We start from the raw sequence: 17,410 nt of genomic DNA, 5'->3' as shown, positions 1-17,410 counted from the left end.
TCCCTCAGGTTGACTTACAGGTTGTGTTTTAACGTCCAGCTTTTAATAGTAGCCAGATAAAGACCGGTGCGCCCAGCGTTGCGGTCACCACGCCTATCGGCAACTCAGCGGCCGTCAGCGCAAGCCGGGCGATGATATCGGCAATCAGCAGCGTTGCCGCCCCGGCAACCGCCGAGGCCGGAAGCAGGGTTCGGTGGTCCGTAATACCGCACAGGCGCAGCATATGCGGGATCACCAGCCCAATAAAGCCAATCGCCCCCGCCAGCGCCACGCTTACGCCCACCATCCAGCCGATGGCGATTACCAGCACGTTGCGCCAGAAGCCAATCGGCATCCCGAGCTGGCGAGCAGACGTTTCGCCCAGCGCGAGAATATTTAGCGGCTGCGCCTGGAACGCCGTCCACAGGATGACCGGGATCAGGAGCACCATCAGCCACCCCTGACGCCAGTCAACGCCACCAAATCCCCCCATCATCCAGTACATTAACTGGCGCAGATCGAAAGAGGTGGAGAAGTAGACGGCCCATGTCATCAGCGCGCTACAGATGATCCCCAACGCTACCCCGGCAAGCAGCAGCCGGCTGGTGGATAAATGGCGACGAGCAAAGCGCAGAAGGATAAGGGTTATCAACAGCGCGCCAAGGATAGCGCTGAGGCTAATCCCCCAGGCGGAGAGCTCGCCTCCCCCCAGCATCACGGCGGCGATAAGCCCGACGCCTGCGCCATTCGACACCCCGAGAAGTCCGGGTTCCGCCAGAGGGTTTTCAAATAATGCCTGCATGATCGTGCCGCACAGCGCCAGCGCAGCGCCGACTAAAAGCACAGCCAGCGTCCGTGGCAGGCGGATCTGCCAGACAAAGAGCTGTCCCTCAGGCGTAAACCAGCTTTCCGGTCCCAGCCACCGATCGCCCGCACACAGGCTGACGGTGGTGGCGACAATCATCAGCACCCCGAGCAGACACAGGCGGCGGAGATCGGAGCGGTGCTGAAGACGGGCAAGATCAAGCATAGACGATAGGTTATCCGGTTGAGATATCATTGATTTTACGGCGGGTTTAGCAAATAGCGCAAAGAAAAAAGGCCGCGTGAGCGGCCTTTTTAGTTAGTTCATATTACTCTGCTTTGGGCGTTGCGTTTTCGACACGGCTTTTTAACTTCTGTCCGGGTCTGAAGGTCACCACGCGGCGGGCTGTAATGGGAATATCTTCCCCCGTCTTCGGGTTACGGCCCGGACGTTGGTTTTTGTCTCGCAAATCAAAATTGCCAAAGCCGGAGAGTTTAACCTGCTCACCATTTTCCAGAGCACGACGGATCTCTTCGAAAAACAGCTCTACCAGCTCTTTGGCATCCCGTTTGCTAAGCCCAAGCTTATCAAACAGATATTCTGACATTTCAGCTTTTGTAAGCGCCATAGGTTCAATCCCTCAATGATGCCTGGAATCGCTCTTTTAATGCCTCTACACATTTGGCGACGGTAGCGGCAATCTCCTCTTCTTCGAGTGTACGGCTGGTATCCTGAAGGATAAGGCTAATAGCGAGGCTCTTGAAACCTTCTGCTACGCCCTTGCCGCGGTACACGTCAAATAAGTTTACGCCAACTACCTGATTTACGCCAACTTTCTTACATTCGGCCAAAATATCTGCTGCGGGCACATTTTCAGCGACCACAACCGCGATATCACGGCGGTTTGCCGGGAAGCGTGAGACGTCCTTTGCCTGAGGAATGACGCGGTCTGCAACCGGGTTCCACTCCAGCTCGAATACGATGGTACGGCCATTCAGATCCAGCTTACGTTCCAGCTCCGGGTGAACAACCCCAATAAAACCAACACGTTTGCCGTCTAAATAGATCGCCGCACTCTGGCCCGGATGCAGGGCTGGAATCGCTTCTGCGCGGAATTCAATTTCGGATAATTTACCGGTCAGATCGAGAATCGCTTCCAGATCGCCCTTCATATCGTAGAAATCAACCGTCCCTTTTGCCAGGTCCCAGTGCTCTTCATAGCGGTTACCGCTGATGGCGCCGGCCAGCATGAGATCCTGACGGATGCCTAAATTGGCCTGAGTATCCGGTACAAAGCGCAAACCGCTTTCGAAAATACGCACGCGGTTCTGCTGACGGTTCTGGTTATAAACGATAGTACCCAGCAGTCCCGTCCACAGGGACAGACGCATCGCTGACATCTCGCTGGAGATCGGGCTTGGCAGGATCAGGGCTTCCTGACCCGGGTGGATCAGCTGTTGCAGCTTAGGATCAACGAAGCTGTAGGTGATCACTTCCTGGTAGCCTTTGTCGTTCAGCATGGTTTTCACACGCTTCAGTGACAGATCGGCTTCGCGATGGCTGCCCATCACCAGACCCGCCTGCACCGGCTCGTCAGGGATATTGTTGTAGCCGTACACGCGGGCCACTTCTTCCACCAGATCTTCTTCGATCTCCATGTCGAAACGCCAGGATGGCGCAACGGCTTTCCACTCATCCTGACCTTCAGTCACTTCGCAGCCCAGACGCGTCAGAATGTCGGTCACCTGCGCATCGGCAACGTGGTGACCAATCAGACGATCCAGCTTGCTGCGGCGCAGAGTAATGGTCGCACGCTTCGGCAGCGCCGCTTGGTTGGTCACATCGATAACCGGACCCGCTTCGCCGCCGCAGATGTCGATCAGCAGGCGAGTCGCACGCTCCATCGCTTTGTATTGCAGCGCAGGATCCACGCCACGCTCATAGCGGTGAGAAGCGTCAGTGTGCAGACCGTGACGGCGTGCGCGGCCGGTGATGGAGAGCGGGCTGAAGAACGCGCATTCCAGCAGGACGTTTTGCGTCTCGTCGTTAACGCCAGAGTGCTCGCCGCCGAAGATACCGCCCATCGCCAGCGCTTTGTTGTGATCGGCAATCACCAGGGTGTCGGCGTTCAGTTTCGCTTCGCTGCCGTCCAGCAGAACCAGGGTTTCGCCCTCTTTCGCCATGCGCACGACGATCCCACCTTCGATACGATCTTTATCAAAGGCGTGCATTGGCTGGCCCAGCTCCAGCAGAACATAGTTGGTGACGTCAACTACGGCGTCGATAGAACGGATACCGCAGCGACGCAGTTTCTCTTTCATCCACAGCGGGGTTGGCGCTTTAACGTTAATACCTTTCACCACACGACCGAGGTAGCGTGGGCAGGCCTCAGGCGCGTCTACCTGAATCGGCAGCACGTCACTGATGGTTGCCTCAACCGGAGCGATCTCCGGCTCGTTCAGTTCGGTCTGGTTCAGAACGGCCACGTCGCGGGCTACACCGATGATACCTAAGCAGTCGGCACGGTTTGGCGTCACGCTGATTTCGATGGTGTTGTCATCAAGCTTCAGGTATTCGCGGATATCGGTACCCACTGGTGCATCCTGCGGCAGCTCGATAATCCCGGAGTGATCGTCGGAAATGCCCAGCTCGGAGAAGGAGCACAGCATGCCTTCAGACGGCTCACCGCGCAGCTTAGCCGCTTTGATTTTGAAATCGCCCGGCAGTACCGCGCCGACGGTCGCCACGGCTACCTTCAGGCCCTGTCGGCAGTTTGGCGCACCGCAGACGATATCCAGCAGACGGTCACCGCCCACATTGACTTTTGTTACGCGCAGTTTGTCGGCGTTAGGGTGCTGGCCACACTCAACCACTTCACCTACCACGACGCCGGTAAAGGCGCCAGAAACAGGATCCACGCCATCAACTTCCAGACCCGCCATGGTGATCTGGTTAGAAAGCGCGTCGCTGTCCAGCGTGGTGTTAACCCATTCGCGTAACCACAGTTCACTGAATTTCATTGTTCTTTCCTGCCCTTATTTAAACTGTTTGAGGAAACGCAGATCGTTTTCGAAGAACGCACGTAAGTCGGTTACGCCGTAGCGCAGCATGGTAAGACGCTCCATGCCCATACCGAACGCAAAGCCGGAGTATACTTCCGGATCGATACCTACGTTGCGCAGTACGTTTGGATGCACCATGCCGCAGCCCAGCACTTCCAGCCATTTACCGTTTTTACCCATCACGTCAACTTCCGCAGAAGGTTCAGTGAACGGGAAGTAGGACGGACGGAAACGAACCTGCAAATCTTCCTCAAAGAAGTTGTTCAGGAAATCGTGCAGTGTGCCTTTCAGGTTGGTGAAGCTGATGTTTTTATCAACAATCAGACCTTCCATCTGGTGGAACATTGGGGTGTGGGTCTGATCGTAGTCGTTACGGTATACGCGACCCGGCGCGATGATGCGGATCGGTGGAGCCTGCTCCTTCATGGTACGGATCTGAACGCCAGATGTCTGAGTACGCAGCAGACGGGTGGCGTCAAACCAGAAAGTGTCGTGGTCAGCGCGTGCCGGATGATGGCCAGGAATGTTAAGGGCATCGAAGTTGTGGTAGTCATCTTCAATTTCCGGGCCAGTCGCCACGGTAAAGCCGAGCTCACCGAAGAAACTTTCAATACGATCGATAGTACGGGTAACCGGATGCAGACCGCCGTTTTCGATACGGCGACCCGGCAGAGAAACGTCAATCGTTTCTGCCGCCAGACGCGCATTCAATACTGCGCTTTCCAGCTCGGCTTTACGTGCGTTCAGCGCCTGTTGTACCTGCTCTTTGGCTTCGTTAATCACTGCACCTGCTGCCGGGCGCTCCTCTGCTGGCAGTTCACGCAGGGTAGTCATCTGAAGGGTCAGATGCCCTTTCTTGCCCAGATATTCGACGCGGACATTGTCTAACGCGGCAACATCTGAGGCCTGGTTAATGGCGGCCGTTGCACTGGCAACCAGCTCTGCGAGATGTGACATGGTTTTCCTCATTATGTCGGTGCAGACACCGAATTGTTGGACGTAATCTCTCAAATTCAGGCACAAAAAAAGCCTCCATCGGGAGGCTTATCTGGCGCTGTTTTTCGTTTCATCTTTCACGCGCTAGCCTCCTGAAGTCAGGTGCTAAAGTAAAAGAAGAAGCGGAAAATAGCAGCATTCATGCTTGCGTTACCTTGTAGGGTAAAAACCGTTAAGACCTTATTGAAAAGCCTGGACGGGTAAATGTCAATCTTCTGATAAGGCGATATGAAAAGAGGGAGCAAAGCCCCCTCTTTCAACTGGCTTATGCCAGTGCTGCTTTCGCTTTTTCGACCAGAGCGGTGAACGCTACTTTGTCGAATACTGCGATGTCAGCCAGGATCTTACGGTCGATTTCAACAGAGGCTTTTTTCAGGCCGTTGATGAATTTGCTGTAAGAAATACCGTTCTGACGTGCTGCTGCGTTGATACGCGCAATCCACAGTTGACGGAACTGACGCTTACGCTGACGACGGTCACGGTAAGCGTACTGACCTGCTTTGATAACAGCCTGGAAGGCAACGCGGTATACGCGTGAACGCGCACCGTAGTAGCCTTTAGCTTGTTTCAAAATTTTCTTGTGACGTGCACGTGCAATTACACCACGTTTTACGCGAGCCATGTGTGCTCTCCTGTATCTATTCTAAGTTAAAAAAGTTAAACGTTAACGACTTATGCGTACGGCAGGCACGCGATGACCAGGCCCAGATCGCCTTTAGAAACCATGGCTTTTGGACGCAGGTGACGTTTACGCTTGGTAGCTTTCTTAGTCAGAATGTGACGCAGGTTAGCGTGCTTGTGCTTAAAACCACCTTTACCGGTTTTTTTGAAGCGCTTAGCAGCACCGCGTACGGTCTTAATTTTTGGCATTTTAATAACTTCCACTTCGCATTGTTAAATAAACGAAACATAGGCGAACAAAACCTATGGGGCCCGAAGGCTCCACAGATTTTGCTGCTTGAAGGCCTTACTGTTTCTTCTTAGGAGCGAGCACCATGATCATCTGGCGGCCTTCGATCTTCGTTGGGAAGGATTCGACTACTGCCAGTTCACTCAGATCTTCACGGACGCGGTTAAGCACTTCCATACCAATCTGTTGGTGGGCCATCTCACGACCGCGGAAACGCAGCGTGATCTTGGCCTTATCGCCATCTTCCAGAAAGCGAATCAGGCTGCGGAGTTTTACCTGATAATCGCCATCGTCGGTACCAGGACGGAATTTGATTTCCTTAACCTGGATAACTTTTTGCTTCTTCTTCTGTTCCTTAGAAGATTTACTCTTTTCATAAAGGAACTTGCCGTAGTCCATAATACGACAAACTGGCGGTTCGGCGTTAGGGCTGATTTCAACTAAATCTACTCCAGCTTCTTCAGCTTTTTCGATCGCTTCTCTCAGACTCACAATCCCCAGTGGTTCACCTTCAAGATCTGTTAAGCGAACTTCCTGGGCGCGAATCTCGCCATTGATACGATTCGGACGTGCCGTTTGAACTCGTTTTCCGCCTTTAATACCTTATTCCTCCAGTTGTTGAAGACTGCGGCTGCGAATCTCTTGTTGCAGCTTCTCAATCACTTCACTTACGTCCAGGCTCCCCAGGTCTTTACCACGGCGGGTGCGAACGGCAACTTTGCCTGCTTCCACCTCTTTATCACCACAGACCAACATATACGGGACACGACGTAAAGTGTGCTCGCGGATTTTAAAGCCAATCTTCTCATTTCTCAAGTCTGCTTTTACGCGAATGCCCGCATTTTGTAGTTTCTGCGTCAATTCTTTAACGTAATCCGCCTGAGAATCGGTAATGTTCATCACAACTACCTGCACTGGCGCAAGCCAGGTTGGGAAGAAGCCCGCGAACTCTTCAGTCAGGATGCCGATGAAGCGCTCCAGTGAACCGAGAATCGCACGGTGAATCATAACCGGCACCTGACGCTCGTTGTCTTCGCCAACATAAGAGGCGCTTAAACGCTGCGGCAGGGAGAAGTCCAGCTGTACCGTTCCGCACTGCCATGCGCGATCGAGGCAGTCATACAGGGTAAATTCAATTTTTGGACCGTAGAATGCGCCCTCGCCCAGCTGGTATTCGAACGGAATACCGTTCTCTTCCAGCGCCACGGCGAGATCCGCCTCTGCGCGATCCCATGTCTCATCGCTACCGATACGTTTTTCCGGACGCGTTGAGAGTTTGACCACGATCTTCTCGAAGCCAAAGGTGCTGTACATATCGTAGACCATACGAATACAGGCGTTAACTTCATCACGTACCTGATCTTCAGTACAGAAGATATGCGCATCATCCTGAGTAAAGCCACGAACACGCATCAGACCGTGCAGCGCACCTGATGGCTCGTTACGGTGGCAGCTACCGAACTCCGCCATACGCAGCGGCAGATCGCGGTAGGATTTCAGACCCTGGTTGAAGATCTGAACGTGGCCCGGACAGTTCATTGGCTTAATGCAGTATTCACGGTTCTCAGACGAAGTGGTGAACATCGCATCTTTGTAGTTGTCCCAGTGGCCGGTTTTTTCCCACAGCACACGGTCCATCATGAACGGGCCTTTCACTTCCTGATACTGGTACTCTTTCAGCTTGGAGCGCACGAACGTTTCCAGTTCACGGAAGATTGTCCAGCCGTCGTTATGCCAGAACACCATCCCCGGCGCTTCTTCCTGCATATGATACAGGTCAAGCTGCTTACCGATTTTACGGTGGTCACGCTTAGCCGCCTCTTCCAGGCGTTGCAGGTACGCGTTCAGGGCTTTCTTATCGGCCCACGCGGTACCATAGATACGCTGCAACATTTTATTGTTGCTGTCGCCACGCCAGTAGGCGCCTGCGATTTTCATCAGTTTGAAGTGATGACAGAAGCGCATATTCGGCACGTGCGGTCCACGGCACATGTCGACATATTCTTCGTGATGGTACAAGCCAGGCTTGTCATCATGAGCGATGTTTTCATCAAGAATCGAGACTTTATAGCTCTCGCCGCGCTTCACGAAGGTTTCACGCGCTTCATGCCAGCTGACTTTCTTCTTGATGACGTCATAGTTCGTTTCGGCGAGCTCATGCATACGTTTTTCGAGCGCGTCGATATCTTCCTGTGTCAGGGTGTGGTCAAGGTCAACGTCGTAGTAGAAGCCGTTGTCGATAACCGGGCCGATCGCCATTTTGGTGTTGGGCCACAGCTGCTTAATAGCATGACCTAACAGGTGCGCACAGGAGTGACGAATGATCTCCAGACCTTCTTCGTCTTTCGCGGTGATGATCGCAAGCGTTGCATCGCTTTCAATCAGATCGGACGCGTCTACCAGCTCACCGTTTACGCGGCCTGCAATGGTTGCTTTTGCGAGTCCAGGACCGATATCCAGTGCAACATCCATTGGGCTTACAGCGTGGTCGAAATGGCGTTGGCTGCCATCAGGAAGAGTAATTACAGGCATTTTATATCCTTATTTGCAGTGATGCCCCACACATAAGAGCATATACAAAGAAAATAATCGTGATTAAACAGTAGATTACGAAACCATCTGACCAACAATCGTCAAATTGGTTCGTCATCATGCTCCTGCCGATTCAGATAAATGCGGATTTACGGCAAGCAGCGTAATGGTAACACTATTAACAGGGCGAATGCACCTTCCAGCGACCGATTTGAACCGCTCATCCTTATGTCTGCGTTCATGAACTTTTGTTGACGGGGGCTCGCAATCCGAAAGTGCTGAGCTATTCTTGATCTGGTCCTTAAACATCGAAGGGGTATCACATGAATGTATCGAGCAGAACCGTTGTGATATTGAATCTACTTTCCGCTGCTGGTCTGGTATTGATACTGGCCGACAGATTCCACTGGTTTTAAGCCGAACCGCTGTTCTGGCATAACCTGTTGTCCCGGGTAAAGCGCTTTCTGGCGCAGACTTTGGTAGACTAAGGGTATCAACTGACAAGGATTGGGTTATGCCAACAAAAAGATTTGCCGTTAAGCACTGGAAAATGGTCGTGGTGTTAATCGCTATTTGCGGCGCGATGTTGCTGCTGCGCTGGGCCGCGATGATCTGGGGCTAATATTATGTCAGCGAAAACGTGCCGTGAATTTACTGAATAAATCTTAACTATCTTTACGATAATTTATGGTCCAAAACCGGTACGTCATAATCCGGTTTTCGCCAGGCTGGGACAGCGTATATATTCCATCACATGTGGCAATTGAAATATCAGGACCACTCACCCGCCACCAGCTTGTGTACATCAAATGCATCATTCATTGACTGGCCGGTAGACTGGGAGCCAGGGGCAATGTTGGAGCCTGCTTCAACATCAGAGGCTTTAGCGATCCCGACTGGGCTGTTAACGTCACTGGCAGGTTGCGTCATATTATCAGCAGCAAATACGCCAAATGAAAGTGCGGAAAGCACCATCGCTGCTGTAGCGGTTTTGATTTTTTTCATAATTCTGTTCTCATACTTAATTAATGCAGAAATGCCTGAGGCGAGTTTTTTGCCTGTGCCGTAAGTGTAGATCTGGATCACACTTTTGCCTAGTCAAATTATTTATCAAATCGTGTCAAATAAACTGAATAAGGCCTGGTCGCCTAATTATGGAGAAATTATGAAGACGAAAGCATGCCTATTATTTCAAAACGCCGTTTAATATAAATAAGCACAGTTTCAAAAAATAAAAAACAGGCCGAGAATAGTCCCGGCCCGAAGAAATTACATTTTATAACCTAAAGAAATCGTGGTTCGGCGATCGGTATGTTCCGGCGCGGAATCAGGCGGTGATGAGTTCCAGGTTACGTTGTACGCCACCTTGAGTCCAAAGTGTTCGTTGATAGCCACGTTCAACGCACTTTCAGAGTTCAGCGTTGTATCTTCAGCACCAAACACCGACACACCCTGGGTGAATTTCGCGTTGTCAGTCATTTGCCATGCGTAGGTGCCCGATGCATAACCCAGCGGCTGGGTTTCATCTTCGCCGTTGGTGTACTCGTCGTAACGGACACCCGGACCGAATTCAAAACGGAGGCTGTGCACTGGTCCATTCAGGAACTGACGACCATAACCCGCAGTCATGACATCGCGCTGGCGATAGCCGTTGTAGCGGTCAGTAAGCCAACTCGCCTGCCCAAACAGGTAGTCATAATCTGTCATGTTGTAACGGCTACGCCCACCTACCGCGTATTTCTCAGAGGAGCGTTCATCGTTAGCAGACGTGTTGCTGGCATTGCCCCACAGCGACCAGGCCGTGGTGTTGCCGTACCAGGTCAGGGTGCTGTCTGCGGTCATGGAGGAGCTTTTCGTGTTACCGGATTGCGCCAGATACCCGGCATTCACGTTACCTTCAAAGGGTTTTTTGGCAGTGGAGGGATCGTCCATGACAGTAAAAACGGTATCATCGGCGGTTGCATTCAGTGACGCAAATACGCCACCCGCCAGCATCAGTGCTGCGGGTACTGTCTTCAAAAGCTTCATTTATTTTAGGAGTCCGTACAACATAAAAAGAGACCGTCACGGTCTCGGAAACTTTCTTGCGGATCAATGACAAGGCGACCATAGAAAGGTAACAAATTATAAAAAGCCGCAAATAACATAGCAATAATTTCTTCTTTCATTTTTTGAATAAGAACGATCCCAAAACGCGATTTAATGTATATACCCGGCCAAGGTTTTTTGTCAGCATTCATTTTTAAAATCATACTGTTATTTACGTTGCCTTCCTGCCAAACGGTGCCAGGCTTAAAATAACCCATGATAAAAGGAGGTCATGATGGCTTCGATTTACACGCTGACACTCTCCCCTTCCCTCGACTCTGCGACCATGACGCCGCAAATCTATCCGGAAGGTAAGCTGCGCTGTAGCGCGCCGGTGTTTGAGCCGGGCGGCGGCGGCATTAACGTGGCGCGCGCGATTACCCATCTCGGCGGAAAAGCAACCGCCATCTTCCCCGCTGGCGGCGCCACGGGTGAGCATCTGGTTGCGCTGCTGGCAGATGAACAGGTTGCCGTAGATACCGTTGACGCCAGAGACTGGACCCGGCAAAACCTGCATGTCCATGTTGAATCCAGCGGCGAGCAATATCGTTTTGTGATGCCAGGGGCGAAGTTGAGCGATGATGAGTTTCGTCAACTGGAAGAGAAAGTGCTGACCATTGAAAGCGGCTCATTGCTGGTGATCAGCGGTAGCCTGCCGCCGGGCGTCAAAACAGAAAAGCTGACGGCACTGGTTCAGGCGGTGCTCCAGCGCGGCATCCGCTGCATTGTCGATAGTTCAGGCGATGCCCTGAAGGCGGCGTTAGAGCCCGGACAACTTGAACTTGTCAAACCTAACCAGAAAGAGCTCAGTGCGCTTGTCAATCGCGAGCTCAACCAGCCTGATGACGTGCGTACTGCCGCAGAAGAGCTGGTACGCACGGGCAAAGCGCATCGCGTTGTAGTCTCTCTCGGTCCTCAGGGTGCGCTGGCCGTCGACAAGACGGGCTGCGTGCAGGTTGTTCCACCGCCGATGAAAAGTCAGAGTACCGTGGGTGCCGGTGACAGTATGGTTGGCGCGATGGTGCTGAAGCTGGCGCAGGGCGCTTCGCTTCTGGAGATGGCACGCTATGGCGTCGCGGCAGGGAGCGCTGCCACCATCAATCAGGGAACCCGTCTGTGTTCGCTTGCGGATACTCAGAAAATTGTCGATTACCTGGCGAAAAGCTGAACGTGCTTCCCCTTCCCGTGGAGGGGGAAGTCGCCAAATATGGCTTATCGACTATGCTAAGAAAACTTTCAGGATAACAACGAGGTGAATTATGAGCAGTGGTGATATCACCCGCTACGTCGTAACCGTCAATATTCATGAAGCATCGCTGACCGAACTGAATGAACTCAACAACGCTTTCACGCGGGCGAATTTTCTGCTCACGCTGACGGACGATGAGGGCAATATTCACGATCTCGGCTCGCTGGCCTTTGGCCTGATAAGCCCGCTGAGTCAGGAGGAGGTGAAGGCGCTGGCCAGTAGCCTGGTGGAAAGCGTGACTGACAAAGCCACGGAAATTGATGTGGATAGCTGGGAAAACTGGCATAAAAAAGAACAATAAGTGCCCTGTACAAAATTAAACCGCTCAGTTGTGCGTTAGTTCCTGTTTTTTTATAGCCGTTTTGCGCTAACTTTATGATCTGGCAGACAACATGGGAGAGACATCATGTGGCAGGCTATCAGTCATCTTTTAAGTGAGCAACTGGGTGAAGGTGAAATTGAACTGCGTAACGAACTGCCAGGCGGAGAGATCCATGCCGCATGGCATTTACGTTACGCCGGGCGCGATCTCTTCGTAAAATGTGATGAGCGCGAATTGCTCCCCATTTTTACGGCCGAAGCCGATCAGCTTGAGTTGTTATCGCGCAGTAAAACAGTCAACGTTCCACAGGTTTTAGCCGTTGGCAGCGATCGTGACTACAGCTTTCTGGTGATGAACTATCTTCCGGCGCGCCCTCTGGATGCGCACAACGCCTTTATTCTCGGCCAACAGATCGCCCGTTTGCACCAGTGGAGCGATCAACCTCAGTTTGGGCTCGATTTCGATAACGACCTCTCTACCACCCCACAGCCAAACGCGTGGCAACGCCGCTGGTCGACTTTTTTCGCCGAGCAGCGCATAGGCTGGCAGCTGGAGCTGGCCGCTGAAAAGGGACTAGCGTTCGGCAACATCGACGCGATTGTTGAACACATTCAGCAGCGTCTGGCTTCGCATCAGCCTCAGGCTTCCCTTCTGCACGGTGATTTATGGTCGAACAACTGCGCGCTTGGGCCTGATGGTCCCTATATATTTGACCCGGCCTGCTACTGGGGCGACAGAGAATGTGACCTCGCGATGCTGCCGTTGCACCCTGAACAGCCGCCGCAAATTTATGATGGCTATCAGTCTGTCTCGCCGTTACCTGCGGGTTTCCTTGAACGTCAGCCGGTTTATCAGCTGTACACCTTGCTAAACCGGGCGATTTTGTTTGGCGGGAGTCATCTGGTGAATGCCCAGCGGGCGCTGGATCGTATCCTGGCGGCATAGCGGGAGGGGGCGGCAATACGCCCCCTTTGACATTACAGGAAGCCGAGCAGCGTAAAGAAGAAATACCCGGCCACAATGATAATAACCGGCAGGATGTAGAGCGGGAAAAACTGCACAAAAATGGTATGATGCGGAACGACAATGCGCGATTCGATCTGCTCGCGGCTCATCCCGTCAGGGCCTTTCGCCTTCTCAAGTATCAGCTGATCTTCCACCCCTTCGCGTAAAAAGCGGGTCTGGCGACTCATGCGCGCGCCGGAGGCTTGCAACGCCATCGCGATAAAGATCAACGCATAGATTATCCAGAACCCGACATTCAGCTGGTGGTGAAAATCCGGGGTGGGCGAGTTGAACCAGAAGACGTTCAGGAATGGGGTGTTAAACCGCATCATCTCAATCATGACGTGGGCAAAATCGAGCATGACGGCATTAATGCCCGGCTGTTTTTCGCTGTGATCGTACATAAATTTAAGTACGGAGATCAGCGTTGAAATCAGGGCGGGAATGAAAATAACCCAACCAGCAATACGTTTTAAAACTGCGATGCGTCCAGCTTGTTGATACGTCATTAGTTCCTCTTCATAAAGACGCGTTATTTGTGCCTAAGTCTACCTGCTGTCGGTCATTTTCGCCCGATCTTTGAATGCAATATGCTAAATTGCTTGTGCTTAGCACCGTTCGTCTTACCCCCAAGATAAGGAGATGTTGTAATGTCGACACCGCGCCAGATACTTGCCGCTATTTTTGACATGGATGGATTGTTGATTGATTCCGAACCCCTGTGGGATCGGGCTGAACTGGACGTGATGGCCAGCCTCGGCGTCGATATCAGTCGTCGTAATGAGCTTCCCGATACCCTGGGGCTGCGCATCGATATGGTGGTTGACCTTTGGTATGCCCACCAGCCATGGGTTGGCCCGGATCGCGACGAAGTTACGGCGCGCATTATCAACCGTGCTATCTCCCTTGTAGAAGAGAATAAGCCTCTGTTACCGGGCGTACGCGACGCTATCGCCCTGTGCAAGGCGCAAGGGCTGAAAGTGGGGCTTGCCTCTGCCTCACCTCTGCATATGCTGGAAAAAGTGCTGACGATGTTCGGGCTGCGCGACAGCTTCGACGCGCTGGCCTCGGCCGAAAAGCTTCCTTACAGCAAGCCACATCCGCAGGTGTATATGGACTGCGCCGCGAAACTGGGGCTGGATCCGCTTACCTGTGTGGCGCTGGAAGATTCGGTTAACGGCATGGTGGCGTCCAAAGCCGCACGTATGCGCTCCATCGTTGTGCCGGCTGAAGAAGGCCGACACGATCCCCGCTTTGCCCTCGCGGATGTCAGGCTGACGTCTCTTGAAGAATTGACTGCCCGCCATCTGCGCGGAGAGTAACGCTCTTTCAGGCAGCTTCGGCTGCCTGTATCACAAAATCAAAACAACGTTTTACTTTATTTGCTTTTCTCATTCCAGACTCCTATCCTTACGTGCAGAATGACAATAACCTGACTTCTGAGGCGCGTATGATACTGGATGCTTTTACTCTGGCAGGAAAAGTGGCGATGGTGACCGGGTGCGATACCGGTCTGGGGCAAGGCATGGCCATTGCCCTCGCCCAGGCAGGATGCGATATCGTGGGGGTAAACCGCAAGATTCCTGACGAAACGGCAGCGCGCGTCACGGCGCTGGGACGGCGCTTTATCGCAATTCGCGCCGATCTCGGCAAGCATGAGAGTATTCAGAGCGTCGTGGATACCGCCGTCACAGAGATGGGCCGCATCGATATTCTGGTTAACAATGCCGGCACCATTCGTCGGTGCGATGCGCTGGAATTTAGCGAGAAGGACTGGGACGAGGTTATCGATCTCAATCTGAAATCGGTCTTTTTCCTCTCTCAGGCAGTAGCGAAACAGTTTATCGTGCAGGGTCAGGGCGGCAAGATCGTTAACATTGCCTCCATGCTCTCCTTCCAGGGCGGCATTCGGGTTCCGTCCTATACGGCTTCGAAAAGCGGCGTACTCGGGCTCACCCGCTTGCTGGCAAACGAATGGGCGCCGCTAGGTATTAACGTGAACGCTATCGCGCCGGGTTATATGGCGACAAATAACACCCAACAACTTCGCGATGATGAGCAGCGCAGCCAGGCGATCCTCGACCGTATTCCGGCGGGCCGCTGGGGACTTCCGGAGGATTTACAGGGTCCGGTGGTGTTTCTGGCCTCGGCGGCGTCGGATTACGTTAACGGCCATACCCTTGCCGTAGACGGTGGCTGGCTGGCGCGCTAACCGCCGGTTTGTGACAAAGAGTTACACCGTCACCTCTTTCACACACTGTATAAAAACCCTATACTGTATGGATTGACAGTTTACCGGGTTTTATCATGACGGCGGAAGGCCACCTGCTTTTTTCACTTGCCTGTGCAGTGTTTGCTAAAAACGCTGAACTGACCCCTGTGCTGGCCCAGGGGGACTGGTGGCATATTGTCCCTTCTGCCGTGCTGACCTGCCTGCTGCCGGACATCGATCATCCAAAATCATTCCTTGGTCAGCGGCTGAAGTGGATTTCAAAACCCATCGCCAGAGCCTTTGGTCATCGCGGGTTTACCCACAGCCTGCTGGCCGTATTTGGCCTGCTTACACTCTTCTATTTGAAGGTTCCCGAGAGTTGGATAGTCCCGGCGGATGCCATTCAGGGCATGGTGCTCGGCTACTTAAGCCATATCCTCGCCGATATGCTGACGCCAGCGGGCGTTCCGCTGCTCTGGCCCTGCCGCTGGCGTTTCCGCCTGCCAATCCTCGTGCCGCAAAAAGGTAACCAGCTGGAGCGCGTTCTGTGCATGGCGCTGTTTGCCTATGCCGTCTGGATGCCGCAGACATTGCCCGAAAATGGTGCAGTGCGCTGGTCATCGCAGATGATCAACTCGCTGCAATTTCAGTTCAATCGTTTTATTAATCACCAAATTGAACATTAAACCGACAATATAATCACTTTTGTCATAAACCATTCCATATGGATATAAGCCCCACATCACACTTCTGATAACCTTGCGCCAACAGGTTCGGTAAAAACCGACCGTATAATAAATCAGGAGAACGGGGATGAATTTTCCACTCATCGCGAACATTGTTGTGTTCGTCGTATTGCTATTGCTTCTCGCCCAGGCTCGCCACAAACAGTGGAGCCTGGCGAAAAAGGTACTGGTTGGTCTGGTCATGGGCGTGGTGTTTGGCCTGGCCTTACACGCTATTTACGGCTCCGACAGCCCGGTACTGAAAGATTCCATTCAGTGGTTCAACATTGTCGGTAACGGCTATGTACAGCTGCTGCAAATGATCGTTATGCCGCTGGTATTCGCCTCAATTCTGAGCGCCGTAGCCCGGCTGCATAATGCTTCTCAACTGGGGAAAATCAGTTTCCTGACCATTGGCACCCTGCTCTTCACCACGCTGATTGCGGCGCTGGTGGGTGTGCTGGTTACCAATCTGTTTGGCCTGACTGCTGAAGGTCTGGTGCAGGGTAGCGCTGAAACCGCGCGTCTGACGGCGATTGAGACCAACTACGTGGGTAAAGTGGCCGATCTGACCGTTCCGCAGATGGTGCTCTCCTTCATTCCGAAAAACCCGTTTGCTGACCTGACCGGTGCAAGCCCAACCTCCATTATCAGCGTAGTGATCTTCGCTGCGTTCCTGGGCGTGGCTGCGCTGAAGCTGCTGAAGGACGATGCGCCGAAAGGCGAGCGGGTTCTGACTGCTATCGATACCCTGCAAAGCTGGGTAATGAAGCTGGTGCGTCTGGTCATGCAGCTGACGCCGTACGGTGTCCTGGCGCTGATGACCAAAGTCGTGGCAGGTTCTAACCTGCAAGACATCATCAAGCTTGGCAGCTTTGTGATTGCCTCGTACCTCGGTCTGGGCATCATGTTTGTTGTGCACGGCATCCTGCTGGCGGTGAACGGCGTTGGCCCGCTGAAATATTTCCGCAAAGTCTGGCCGGTGCTGACCTTCGCCTTCACCAGCCGTTCCAGCGCGGCATCGATTCCGCTGAACGTGGAAGCACAGACACGTCGTCTGGGCGTACCCGAGTCTATCGCCAGCTTCTCGGCCTCCTTTGGCGCCACCATCGGGCAGAACGGCTGTGCGGGTCTCTACCCGGCGATGCTGGCCGTGATGGTTGCCCCAACCGTGGGTATTAACCCGCTGGATCCGGTCTGGATTGCGACGCTGGTCGGTATCGTGACCATTAGCTCCGCCGGTGTTGCGGGCGTGGGCGGCGGCGCGACCTTCGCTGCGCTGATCGTTCTGCCTGCGCTGGGGCTGCCGGTAACGCTGGTTGCCCTGCTGATCTCTGTTGAACCACTGATCGATATGGGTCGTACCGCGTTGAACGTGAGTGGTTCAATGACCGCCGGTACCCTGACCAGCCAGTGGCTGAAGCAGACCGACAAAACGATTCTCGACAGTGAAGATGATGCCGAACTGGCACATCGTTAATCACTGCTGAAATAAAAAAACCGCCATCGGGCGGTTTTTTTATGG

General features: G+C 53.1%; 22 protein-coding genes and 1 other annotated feature. Of the genes, 9 read left to right on the top strand and 13 right to left on the bottom strand.

Annotated features, from left to right (window positions below; translation table 11 throughout):
• Window positions 1-28: 28 nt before the first annotated feature.
• From btuC to thrS, 9 genes are all read right to left on the bottom strand, one after another.
• Window positions 29-1,009 carry a vitamin B12 ABC transporter permease BtuC gene (gene btuC, locus ACQG2Q_RS09845; RefSeq protein WP_023305965.1) on the bottom strand — a complete coding sequence of 327 codons (981 nt, stop codon included), beginning with the start codon at window positions 1,007-1,009 and terminating at the stop codon, window positions 29-31.
• Window positions 1,010-1,112: 103 nt separating this feature from the next.
• Window positions 1,113-1,412, bottom strand: a complete 300-nt coding sequence (gene ihfA / locus ACQG2Q_RS09840) for an integration host factor subunit alpha (RefSeq protein ID WP_003857805.1) — start codon at window positions 1,410-1,412, stop codon at window positions 1,113-1,115.
• Window positions 1,413-1,416: 4 nt separating this feature from the next.
• Window positions 1,417-3,804, bottom strand: a complete 2,388-nt coding sequence (gene pheT / locus ACQG2Q_RS09835; RefSeq protein WP_063849310.1) for a phenylalanine--tRNA ligase subunit beta — start codon at window positions 3,802-3,804, stop codon at window positions 1,417-1,419.
• A 15-nt stretch (window positions 3,805-3,819) separates the two neighbouring features.
• The gene (pheS, locus tag ACQG2Q_RS09830; RefSeq protein ID WP_022647837.1) at window positions 3,820-4,803 is read right to left on the bottom strand and encodes a phenylalanine--tRNA ligase subunit alpha; all 984 of its coding nucleotides are present in this window, start codon (window positions 4,801-4,803) and stop codon (window positions 3,820-3,822) included.
• Window positions 4,804-4,865: 62 nt separating this feature from the next.
• Window positions 4,866-4,990: a sequence feature (Phe leader region), on the bottom strand.
• The gene (gene pheM, locus ACQG2Q_RS09825; RefSeq protein WP_001386830.1) at window positions 4,941-4,985 is read right to left on the bottom strand and encodes a pheST operon leader peptide PheM; all 45 of its coding nucleotides are present in this window, start codon (window positions 4,983-4,985) and stop codon (window positions 4,941-4,943) included. (Overlaps the previous feature by 45 nt.)
• Window positions 4,991-5,107: 117 nt before the next feature.
• Window positions 5,108-5,464 carry a 50S ribosomal protein L20 gene (gene rplT / locus ACQG2Q_RS09820; RefSeq protein WP_000124850.1) on the bottom strand — a complete coding sequence of 119 codons (357 nt, stop codon included), beginning with the start codon at window positions 5,462-5,464 and terminating at the stop codon, window positions 5,108-5,110.
• A gap of 50 nt (window positions 5,465-5,514) precedes the next feature.
• On the bottom strand, window positions 5,515-5,712 hold the full coding sequence (rpmI, locus tag ACQG2Q_RS09815; protein ID WP_001124225.1) for a 50S ribosomal protein L35: 198 nt from the start codon (window positions 5,710-5,712) through the stop codon (window positions 5,515-5,517).
• Window positions 5,713-5,809: 97 nt separating this feature from the next.
• On the bottom strand, window positions 5,810-6,352 hold the full coding sequence (infC, locus tag ACQG2Q_RS09810; protein WP_059443439.1) for a translation initiation factor IF-3: 543 nt from the start codon (window positions 6,350-6,352) through the stop codon (window positions 5,810-5,812).
• Window positions 6,353-6,355: 3 nt separating this feature from the next.
• Complete coding sequence (gene thrS / locus ACQG2Q_RS09805) at window positions 6,356-8,284, bottom strand: threonine--tRNA ligase (RefSeq protein ID WP_006809077.1); 1,929 nt, start codon at window positions 8,282-8,284, stop codon at window positions 6,356-6,358.
• Window positions 8,285-8,607: 323 nt separating this feature from the next.
• Here thrS and yncL point away from each other — a divergent pair, with 323 nt between their 5' ends.
• Both yncL and yniD read left to right on the top strand, forming a co-directional pair.
• Complete coding sequence (yncL, locus tag ACQG2Q_RS09800) at window positions 8,608-8,700, top strand: stress response membrane protein YncL (protein ID WP_071785204.1); 93 nt, start codon at window positions 8,608-8,610, stop codon at window positions 8,698-8,700.
• Window positions 8,701-8,798: 98 nt separating this feature from the next.
• A complete protein-coding gene (gene yniD, locus ACQG2Q_RS09795) occupies window positions 8,799-8,906 on the top strand; it encodes a small membrane protein YniD (protein WP_003857815.1) in 108 nt (35 codons plus the stop codon).
• A 149-nt stretch (window positions 8,907-9,055) separates the two neighbouring features.
• On the opposite strand, the gene ACQG2Q_RS09790 is transcribed toward yniD, so the two are convergent.
• The 3 genes from ACQG2Q_RS09790 to ACQG2Q_RS09780 form a co-directional block, all read right to left on the bottom strand.
• On the bottom strand, window positions 9,056-9,289 hold the full coding sequence (locus ACQG2Q_RS09790) for a hypothetical protein (RefSeq protein WP_032622263.1): 234 nt from the start codon (window positions 9,287-9,289) through the stop codon (window positions 9,056-9,058).
• 264 nt (window positions 9,290-9,553) lie between these two features.
• Entirely contained in the window at window positions 9,554-10,312 is a 759-nt protein-coding gene (locus ACQG2Q_RS09785; RefSeq protein WP_022647833.1) for a DUF481 domain-containing protein, read from the bottom strand.
• Window positions 10,313-10,317: 5 nt separating this feature from the next.
• Window positions 10,318-10,590: a hypothetical protein gene (locus ACQG2Q_RS09780; RefSeq protein ID WP_022647832.1), complete on the bottom strand. Its 273-nt coding sequence runs from the start codon at window positions 10,588-10,590 to the stop codon at window positions 10,318-10,320.
• 17 nt (window positions 10,591-10,607) lie between these two features.
• Between ACQG2Q_RS09780 and pfkB the strand changes: the two genes are divergently transcribed.
• The 3 genes from pfkB (at window position 10,608) to ACQG2Q_RS09765 (ending at window position 12,888) form a co-directional block, all read left to right on the top strand.
• Window positions 10,608-11,540 (top strand): 6-phosphofructokinase II, encoded by a 933-nt coding sequence (gene pfkB / locus ACQG2Q_RS09775; protein WP_048966334.1) that lies wholly within the window; start codon window positions 10,608-10,610, stop codon window positions 11,538-11,540.
• A 91-nt stretch (window positions 11,541-11,631) separates the two neighbouring features.
• Entirely contained in the window at window positions 11,632-11,922 is a 291-nt protein-coding gene (gene ghoS / locus ACQG2Q_RS09770) for a type V toxin-antitoxin system endoribonuclease antitoxin GhoS (RefSeq protein ID WP_003857822.1), read from the top strand.
• Window positions 11,923-12,027: 105 nt separating this feature from the next.
• Window positions 12,028-12,888 carry a fructosamine kinase family protein gene (locus ACQG2Q_RS09765; RefSeq protein WP_022647830.1) on the top strand — a complete coding sequence of 287 codons (861 nt, stop codon included), beginning with the start codon at window positions 12,028-12,030 and terminating at the stop codon, window positions 12,886-12,888.
• A gap of 32 nt (window positions 12,889-12,920) precedes the next feature.
• On the opposite strand, the gene ACQG2Q_RS09760 is transcribed toward ACQG2Q_RS09765, so the two are convergent.
• Window positions 12,921-13,457: a YniB family protein gene (locus ACQG2Q_RS09760; RefSeq protein ID WP_063849311.1), complete on the bottom strand. Its 537-nt coding sequence runs from the start codon at window positions 13,455-13,457 to the stop codon at window positions 12,921-12,923.
• Window positions 13,458-13,598: 141 nt separating this feature from the next.
• On the opposite strand from ACQG2Q_RS09760, the gene hxpB reads away from it, so the two are divergent.
• From hxpB to tcyP, 4 genes are all read left to right on the top strand, one after another.
• Complete coding sequence (gene hxpB, locus ACQG2Q_RS09755; RefSeq protein WP_022647828.1) at window positions 13,599-14,270, top strand: hexitol phosphatase HxpB; 672 nt, start codon at window positions 13,599-13,601, stop codon at window positions 14,268-14,270.
• A 128-nt stretch (window positions 14,271-14,398) separates the two neighbouring features.
• Entirely contained in the window at window positions 14,399-15,160 is a 762-nt protein-coding gene (kduD, locus tag ACQG2Q_RS09750; protein ID WP_063849312.1) for a 2-dehydro-3-deoxy-D-gluconate 5-dehydrogenase KduD, read from the top strand.
• A 95-nt stretch (window positions 15,161-15,255) separates the two neighbouring features.
• Window positions 15,256-15,846: a metal-dependent hydrolase gene (locus tag ACQG2Q_RS09745; protein WP_015570742.1), complete on the top strand. Its 591-nt coding sequence runs from the start codon at window positions 15,256-15,258 to the stop codon at window positions 15,844-15,846.
• 127 nt (window positions 15,847-15,973) lie between these two features.
• Window positions 15,974-17,365, top strand: a complete 1,392-nt coding sequence (gene tcyP, locus ACQG2Q_RS09740; RefSeq protein ID WP_022647826.1) for a cystine/sulfocysteine:cation symporter — start codon at window positions 15,974-15,976, stop codon at window positions 17,363-17,365.
• Window positions 17,366-17,410: the final 45 nt, after the last annotated feature.

This window comes from Enterobacter cloacae complex sp. 370H10 (genome assembly GCF_050031535.1).
GTDB classification, from domain to species: Bacteria; Pseudomonadota; Gammaproteobacteria; order Enterobacterales; family Enterobacteriaceae; genus Enterobacter; species Enterobacter intestinihominis.
Note: the sequence above shows the minus strand (reverse complement) of the source record. Positions and strands in the feature narration are given on the sequence as shown.